Raw genomic sequence first — 7,802 nt, forward strand, 5'->3', positions numbered from 1 at the left:
CCCTCCATCCCCCCCACACCCCCGCCCCCGCGGGGTGGTCGTTGTGTGGGGGCGCTGTTGTTTTTACACGGGGCGGGGGCGGGGGGGGGGGGGGGGGCGGCCCGCCCGCCCCCCCCCCCCCACGTCGCCTCGATCGGCGGCATCCAGAACTTCGCGTCGAACATCGCGGGCATCATCAGCCCGTACGTCTTCGGCCTGCTGCTCGACCGGTACCACGGGTCGTACGTGCCGTCGTTCGCGGTCGCCGGTGCGGTCGCGGTGGTCGGTGCGCTGACGTACGCGTTCGTGGTCGGGAAGGCCGAGCCGCTCCCGGTGCGTGACTCCTGATTTGCCGGACCGGCAAGAATGTTTGCCTGATCGTCAAGCGCTCGCGGATCATCGGTTCATGACGACAGAGCAGCTCTCCGAGGACTTCTGGAACACCTTCTACGCCGAGCACGACCAGATCTGGAGCGGCCGGCCGAACGTCGTCCTGGTGGACGAGGTGTCGGGCCTCACGCCGGGCCGCGCGCTCGACCTCGGCTGCGGTGAAGGCGCCGACGCGATCTGGCTCGCGCAGCAGGGCTGGACAGTGACGGCGGTCGACATCTCGTCGGTCGCGCTGGGTCGTGCGGCGCAGCACGCGAAGGACGCCGGGGTCGAGGGGCGGATCGACTGGCAGCAGCACGAGCTCGGGCCGTCGTTCCCGGAGGGCTCGTTCGATCTGGTGTCGGTGCAGTTCCTGCACTCGAAGACGGAGCTGCCGCGGGACGGCATTCTGCGCCAGGCGGCCGGCGTGGTCGCACGGGACGGCGTACTGCTGATCGAGGGCCACATGGGGTTCCCGCCGGGGGAGCACAACCCGCACCCCGACATCCACTTCCCGACGCCGGACGAGGTGATCGAAAGTCTCGCGTTGCCGGACGGTGAGTGGGAAACTGTGGTCAGCCGCGTGCACGACCGCGCGCAGGTACTGCGTGACGGCGAGTTGATCAACCGGCGCGACTGCACGGTGAAGCTCCGCCGCCGCTGATCCTGTTCACCTGGACGTCACCACGGGAGTCGAGTCTTGGGCCTATGAACACCCCAGATCTGGTCCAAGAGCTCGGCTTCCGCGTCCTGGACGAGGAGGACGACGACCCGGTGCTGCTCCAGGCCGACGGTACGCCGGTCGACACCTGGCGCGAGGGATATCCGTACGGCGAACGCCTGCCGCGCGAGGTCTACGACCGGGAGAAGCGGCTGCTGCAGATCGAACTGCTGAAGCTGCAGTACTGGGTGAAGCGCTCGAAGCAGCGCCTCGTGATCGTGTTCGAGGGCCGCGACGCCGCTGGCAAGGGCGGCACGATCAAGCGGTTCATGGAGCACCTGAACCCGCGCGGCGCGAGCATCGTCGCGCTCGAGAAGCCGACCGAGCGTGAGCAGACCCAGTGGTACTTCCAGCGGTACGTCGCGCACCTGCCGGCCGCCGGTGAGATGACGCTGTTCGACCGCTCCTGGTACAACCGGGCCTGCGTCGAGCACGTGATGGGGTACTGCACGCAGGACCAGTACGAGGAGTTCATGCGGCAGGCCCCGGACTTCGAGCGGATGCTCGTGCGCTCCGGGATCCTGCTGGTGAAGCTGTGGTTCTCGGTGTCCCAGGCCGAGCAGCAGACGCGCTTCACGATCCGCCAGATCGACCCGGTGCGCCAGTGGAAGCTGTCGCCGACGGACCTCGCCTCGCTGGACAAGTGGCAGGCCTACACGGAGGCCAAGGAGGCGATGTTCCACTACACCGACACGTCGTACGCCCCCTGGACCGTTGTGAAGAGCAACGACAAGAAGCGCGCCCGCCTCGAGGCGATGCGCCACGTGCTGAGCCTCTACGACTACACCGACAAGGACGTGGAGCTGGTCGGTCACCCCGACCCGAAGATCCTCGGCCCGGCGGCCGAGGTCCTGGAACACGGCGAGTCCGCGACCCGGTCGTTCCCCGAGCTGTAGCTGCGGATATTCGATCGCCGCGGCGCCAAGCGGCTGTTTCACTTGCGTCGTGGAGGACATCACACGTCAGAACGGCGCGTACTGGGAAGCGATGGCCGCGCATCGCCACGGTGTGACTGTGGAGGACCTGCGGTCGGGCGGCGAGGTCGTCAGTGCTGAGGAACTCGCGGTGATCGGCCCGGTGGACGGGCGGCGGTTCCTCCATGTCGCGGCGGCCGTCGGCGATGCTGCGCTCAGCCTGGCGTTGCAGGGAGCGCGAGCGGTTGCTGTGGACATCGCACCCAGCCATGTCGCCACCGGCCGGGCGAAGGCCGCGGAGCTCGGTGTCGATGTCGAGTATCGCGTGGGCGATATGACCGCTCTGGCCGATGACTTGACCGGGTTCGACACGATCTACATCTCGTGGGGCGGGCTGTGTTGGGTGCCGGACTTGCGTGCTTGGGTGGCGGACATGGCTCGGCGGCTGACCCCCGGAGGTCGTCTGGTGATCGCCGAGCACCATCCTGTGTGGGAGGTGCTGTCGGTGGTCGGCCACGACCGGTTGGCGCTGTCCGCGAGCTACTTCGAGCAGGAGTGGCTGGGCCGGCGCGACCTCGCCAAGGAACCACAGGTCGTCAAAGAACTTGGTCTGGAATGGCGCCCACACAAGGCCTTCGTCTGGAACCTCGGCGACATAGTCTCCGCATTCCTTGCGGCCGGCCTCGTCGTGGTCGCGCTACAGGAGTTTCCCAACCCCGAGATGTACGCCGGGTTCGCGCACGCCGGCCACCTACCGGCGACGTACATCGCCGCCGCCGAACGGCCTGTAGACGTTCACTGAAACGGTCGGACTTCGATCTTCCGATCGCAGGCCTTCGACGCCTCGGTCGCGAGCCTGAGTGCCGTCTCGAGATCCGGGGCCTCCCACACCCACACGCCCGCGAGGTACTCCTTCGACTCCACGAACGGCCCGTCACTGAACAACGCCTGCTCGCCCCGGTTGTCGATCACCGTGGCCGACTCGGTGTCCGCGAGTCCACCCGCGAACACCCAGTACCCATCGGCGATCAGCCGTTCGTTGAACTCGCTGATCACCGGCTGGCGATCCGTGCTGCCCGGATTGCTCTTGTCATCGATCACAGAAACCAAGAACTGCATCCGCACATCATCTCGTGCGCTGTCAAGGGCGGCGTACCTGATGGCGCAGGTGAAGGACTCGGTTGCCTTGCACCACGTCCGGATCCTCCAGCAGGTGTTGCGCGTGGACCGACCCGAAGTAGCGCTTGCCGGACCCGAACACCACGGGTACGACGTCCATGCGCACCTCGTCGATCAAGCCAGCGGCAAGCACCTGGCCACCGACGTCGCCGGCTGCGACCTCGACGATGCGGTCACCCGCAAGCTGCTGCGCCTTGGCCACGGCTGCCTCGATGCCGTCGAGGAAGTGGAACGGCGCCTCGGGGTCCCAGCCCTCGGGCGCCGGCCGGTGCGTCACGACGACCACGTGGTCGATGCCGGCCGGAGGCTTCCCGTCCCAACCGTCCGTCAGGTCGAAAACGTGGCGGCCGGCGACTGTCACGCCGATCTGGTCCCAATACGTCCGGGTGTAGTCGTACGACACCTGTGACACCTTGAGTGCTCCGGTGTCGTCGAGCGGGATGTCACCGCTGGACAACCAGTCGAACAGCGGTCCGGGCTGGTCGTGCTCGTCCGCGATGAAACCGTCCACGGACACCGAGCTGTACATGACCACCTTGCCCACGGGGCTCTCCTCTGCTTCGGGGTGCCCTCAAATTAGCGCCTTGTGAGCTGGTGCTCTTGTAAGAAATCAATCGGCCGGCAGCGGCCAGCTGTCGAGCACGTGGCCGGGATGTTCGCGCAGGAACCGGCGGCGTACTTCGGCGTACCGGGTCGGGGTCAGTCCGGTGAACGTCCGGAACTCGTGGCCGAAGTGCGCCTGGTCGAAGAAGCCGGCGCGTGCGGCGACGTCACCCCAGTCGATCGGTTGGGCGAAGTCGATCGCGAGCAGAGTGGCGGCGAAGCGGTACGTGCGGGCCAGGCGCTTCGGAGTGACGCCGATGTGCTCTTTGAACCGCTGTGCGAGATAGGTGTTGCTGACGCCTGCCGCCATGCTCACGTCGCCAATCGCCACGGCGCCGCCGGTCGCCGCGATGACGCTGCTCGTACGGCGAACCAGCCCCAGCCCGATGGTCTCGGACAGCCGTCGCACCAATTCCTTCTCGAGCAGCCTCAGCATCGCGTGAGGTCCGTCCGCTGTGGCAAGCCGGTCTCGTAGCTCAGCGATGGCGGGCCGGCCCCAAACCTCCTCAATCGTCACCGGTCGGTCGCACAGCTCGGCCGCGGGCATCGGCAGGAACGGCGCCAACCCCCACGCCTTGAAGTGCACGCCGACGGATCGGGTCTGCAGTGGGTAGCCGAACTCGATTGCGCGCGTGGGCGTGGTGACCACGCAGCCGTCGACGTACTCGCTCGTTTCGATGTCGGCACCGGCACGAATGCGGAACGGCGCCCCGAGATTGACGATAAGCAACGCCCCCGGCATCGGCGGCAGCATCAACCGCGCGTACGGCGCCGTCCCTTCCAGGTAGTAGAGGTCGTCGATCAGCCCATCCAACGGCGACCGAGGCACTCGGGACACGTACTCCACACCCACAGCATCGCGGAAACCCTGCCGGCCTCGCGCGCGGGGGGATGCCCAGCTTGGGGAGGATCGTGTACCCGGATCGGGTAGAGGATCCTCCCCAAGGTCTTGGTCAGAGCCGGCAAGCGGAGGTTACGGGGTTAGGGGGAGGTGGACGGTGAAGGTTGCGCCGTGCGGGCTGGTGTCTGTGGTGGTTACTCGGCCGTTGTGGGCGGCTACGAGGGCGGCGACGATGGACAGGCCGAGGCCGGAGCCGCCGGTGGAGCGGGTGCGGGCGGTGTCTACTCGGTAGAAGCGTTCGAAGACGCGGGCCTTCTGTTCGTCGGACAGCCCGGGGCCGGTGTCGCTGACTTCTAGGATGGCTTCGGAGTCGCGGGTGCCGACGGAGACGGTGATCGGTGCGTCGACGGGTGTGTAGTGGAGCGCGTTGCTGACGAGGTTCCCGAGCACCTGGCGCAACCGCGCTTCGTCACCAGAGACCACAGGAGCCTCCGAGTCAGGCAGGATCGTCAGCGAGAGGTGCCGCTCCGGCTGCACCGCCTGCGCGTTGTGGAGCGCATCGGCCGCGATCGGCAGCAGGTCGACGGACTCCATCCGCAACGGACGCTGCTGGTCGAGCCGCGCCAGCAGGAGCAGGTCGTCGACGAGCAGTCCCATTCGCTTCGCCTCGTCCTCGATGCGGCGCATGGTGTCGGTGTCCGTGATGTCGCCTCGCTGACGAGCGAGCTCCGCGAAGCCCCGGATCGAGGTCAACGGCGTGCGCAGTTCATGCGACGCGTCCGCCACGAACCGCCGCATCCGGTCCTCGGACTGCAGCGCCGCCTCTTCGGAGCGTCGCGCGACGTCCTCCGATCGACGCGCCGCGAGCTCGGACGCGGTCCGCTGCGCGAACGCGTTCTCGATCTGGCCGAGCATCTGGTTGAGCGCCAGCGACAACCGCCCGACCTCGGTCCGCGGATCACGCTGCGGCACCCGTCGGCTGAGGTCCCCACCGGCGATCGCCACGGCCGTGTGCTCGACGTCTTCGAGTCCGCGCAAACTTCGCCGTACGACGAAGGTCCCGACGCCGGCCAGCAGCACCAGGAGGATCACGCCGGCCGCGACCTGGATGCCGACCAGTCGTTGAAGGGTGTGGTCCATGTCCTTGAGACTCTGCGCGACCATCACCGACCCGGCTTCGTCCTCGGTCGGTACCGCGAGCACCCGCCACGTGGCGCCACCGGACTGCGCGTCGACGTTGAACGGCTTCCCGTTGAGCGCCCGCACCTGGTTGAGGTTCAGCGTCGGCAGCTTCGGAAGCGGCTCGGTCTCGGCGAGCCGTGACCCGACCGGACCGTTGTCACTGGCCCCTTCGGAGTTGCTGAACTGCACCACGAACTCACTCGGCAGCTGACGCCGACCCGCGGGACCGGCGTCAGGCGGCAGCGGTCGCCGGTCGGTCCGGATGTGGGTGAGCGGCATCGCGGCCTGCTGGAGTTGCTGGTCGACGCGGTCGATCAGGTAGCCGCGCATGATCGTAGTCGCGAGTACGCCGGACGCGGCCAGCGCGAGCGCGACGAGCGCGAGGAGAACCACGACGATCGTGACGCGCAGCGGGTACCGGTCGGCGAACCGCCGGTGGGTCAGTTGCATCAGTTGGGGCCTCGCGGGGTGCGCAGGACGTAGCCGACCCCGCGGACGGTGTGGAGCAGCTTCTGGTCGCCGGTGTCGACCTTACGACGCAGGTACGACATGTAGGACTCCACCACGCCCGCGTCCCCGGCGAAGTCGTAGTTCCAGACCGCGGAGAGGATCTGCCCCTTCGACATCACCCGCTCCGCGTTCTCCAGCAGGCAACGCAGCAGCTTGAACTCGGTCAGCGACAGCTGCACCGCCTGACCGCCCTTGAACACCTCGTAGCTGTCCTCGTTGAGCTCCAGGTCCGCATAGCGCAGTACGGCGGCCTCGGTCGCGGTCTGCTCGCGGTGACCTGATCTGCGGAGCAGTGCGCGGACACGGGCGACCAACTCGTCCAGACTGAACGGCTTGGTGACGTAGTCGTCCCCACCGGTCTGCAGGCCGAGCACCTTGTCCTCGACCGCGTCCCGGGCGGTGAGGAACAGCACCGGCACGTGCCGGTCCTCACCGCGCAGCCGGCGTACGACCTCGAAACCGTCCAGTCCGGGCATCATCACGTCGAGGACCACCAGGTCGGGCTCCACGTCCCGGGCCTTGCGCAGCGCCTCGGCGCCATGGGTCGCCGTGGTCACGTCGTACCCGGCGAAACGCAGACTCGCGGACAGCAGCTCGACGATGTTCGGCTCGTCGTCGACAACCAGAAGATGCGGACTCATGGTGACAGTGTGCCGAAGGATCCCCAGGGAACCCTGGAAGGTTCCTGGCAATCACCTGTGAGTCGGCCGCACCCCAGCCGGGGTCGACCTGGACGAATCCGGATCAGCGCGGCCCGTGCTTGAAACCCCATTTCTGACCGGCGGCGTCGCGGGCGGTGCCGTCGTTGATCGTGGTCGCGGTCGCCGTGTTGTTCGCCACGACGGCGGTAATGCTGACGGTGCTGCCGGTCTTGATCGACGCGATGCCGTCCCGGGCCGAGTTCACCAGGGTCTCGGCGGCGACCGTGTAGGTCCGGCTGTACCCGTCGTCGCTCTTTACCGTGATCGAGTCCTTGCTGACCGCGGTCACCTTGCCACGCTGCGTCGCGATCGTCTGGTACCCACCGCCGTCCTTCGCGACGACGAACTCGCCGTGCAGCGCCCCGCCGAGGCCGAACTCGCCCCGTGGCCCGAACCCACCCTTGCCCGGCCCGTCCGGCTTCTGCTGCCCGGGTGTCGACGGGCTGGACGGGGAAGCCGAGGGCGACGGCGTCGGGTCCGCGTTGTTCGCCGCCCACGCGACGCCGCCCGCGGTGGTTGTCGCGGCGACCGCGGCCAGCGTGCCGATCAGCCGCCACCGCTTCTGTGAGAGCTTCATCCTGCTGCGCCTTCCGTACTGCGTGCCGGGACGTGCCCCCGCACTGGGTTCTCTCACAGTGCCGCACGCCGCTGGGACGAGGCTCCGCTGCGGCTAAGAACAACCTGGCAATCACCTAAGAAGCCGTCTCCGCGGACGAACGTTCCTCGCCCACCGTTTGAGGGGCCGGCCCCTGCGCCGCTGGGGTGCGGAGGGAAATTCCGGGTCCGCGACCCCCCGTTTGAGG

10 protein-coding genes are annotated in these 7,802 nt (G+C 67.9%); 4 read left to right on the forward strand and 6 right to left on the reverse strand.

Translation table 11 applies throughout. The features are described from left to right. Window positions 1-45: 45 nt before the first annotated feature. From ACWGID_RS36795 to ACWGID_RS36810, 4 genes are read left to right on the forward strand one after another with little or no spacing between them, the layout of a single operon-like run. Window positions 46-327, forward strand: coding sequence for a hypothetical protein (locus ACWGID_RS36795; RefSeq protein ID WP_452203987.1), 282 nt, complete (start codon window positions 46-48; stop codon window positions 325-327). 58 nt (window positions 328-385) lie between these two features. Beyond that, entirely contained in the window at window positions 386-1,012 is a 627-nt protein-coding gene (locus tag ACWGID_RS36800; RefSeq protein WP_452203988.1) for a class I SAM-dependent methyltransferase, read from the forward strand. A gap of 44 nt (window positions 1,013-1,056) precedes the next feature. Further along, entirely contained in the window at window positions 1,057-1,965 is a 909-nt protein-coding gene (ppk2, locus tag ACWGID_RS36805) for a polyphosphate kinase 2 (RefSeq protein WP_452203989.1), read from the forward strand. 49 nt (window positions 1,966-2,014) lie between these two features. Then, entirely contained in the window at window positions 2,015-2,785 is a 771-nt protein-coding gene (locus tag ACWGID_RS36810) for a class I SAM-dependent methyltransferase (RefSeq protein ID WP_452203990.1), read from the forward strand. On the opposite strand, the gene ACWGID_RS36815 is transcribed toward ACWGID_RS36810, so the two are convergent. The 6 genes from ACWGID_RS36815 to ACWGID_RS36840 all read right to left on the reverse strand — a co-directional run bounded on the left by ACWGID_RS36815 (window position 2,779) and on the right by ACWGID_RS36840 (window position 7,576). Next, window positions 2,779-3,102, reverse strand: coding sequence for a YciI family protein (locus ACWGID_RS36815; protein ID WP_452203991.1), 324 nt, complete (start codon window positions 3,100-3,102; stop codon window positions 2,779-2,781). The genes ACWGID_RS36810 and ACWGID_RS36815 overlap by 7 nt on opposite strands. Window positions 3,103-3,124: 22 nt before the next feature. Continuing rightward, complete coding sequence (locus ACWGID_RS36820) at window positions 3,125-3,706, reverse strand: dihydrofolate reductase family protein (protein ID WP_452203992.1); 582 nt, start codon at window positions 3,704-3,706, stop codon at window positions 3,125-3,127. A gap of 66 nt (window positions 3,707-3,772) precedes the next feature. After that, on the reverse strand, window positions 3,773-4,612 hold the full coding sequence (locus ACWGID_RS36825) for a helix-turn-helix domain-containing protein (RefSeq protein WP_452203993.1): 840 nt from the start codon (window positions 4,610-4,612) through the stop codon (window positions 3,773-3,775). 126 nt (window positions 4,613-4,738) lie between these two features. Then, window positions 4,739-6,238, reverse strand: coding sequence for a sensor histidine kinase (locus tag ACWGID_RS36830; protein WP_452203994.1), 1,500 nt, complete (start codon window positions 6,236-6,238; stop codon window positions 4,739-4,741). Continuing rightward, a complete protein-coding gene (locus ACWGID_RS36835; protein WP_350856635.1) occupies window positions 6,238-6,939 on the reverse strand; it encodes a response regulator transcription factor in 702 nt (233 codons plus the stop codon). Before ACWGID_RS36835 ends, ACWGID_RS36830 begins: the two co-directional genes overlap by 1 nt. Before the next feature lie 103 nt (window positions 6,940-7,042). Next, window positions 7,043-7,576 carry a hypothetical protein gene (locus ACWGID_RS36840; RefSeq protein WP_452203995.1) on the reverse strand — a complete coding sequence of 178 codons (534 nt, stop codon included), beginning with the start codon at window positions 7,574-7,576 and terminating at the stop codon, window positions 7,043-7,045. Between the last annotated feature and the right edge of the window lie 226 nt (window positions 7,577-7,802).

This window comes from Kribbella sp. NPDC054772, from assembly GCF_053611945.1.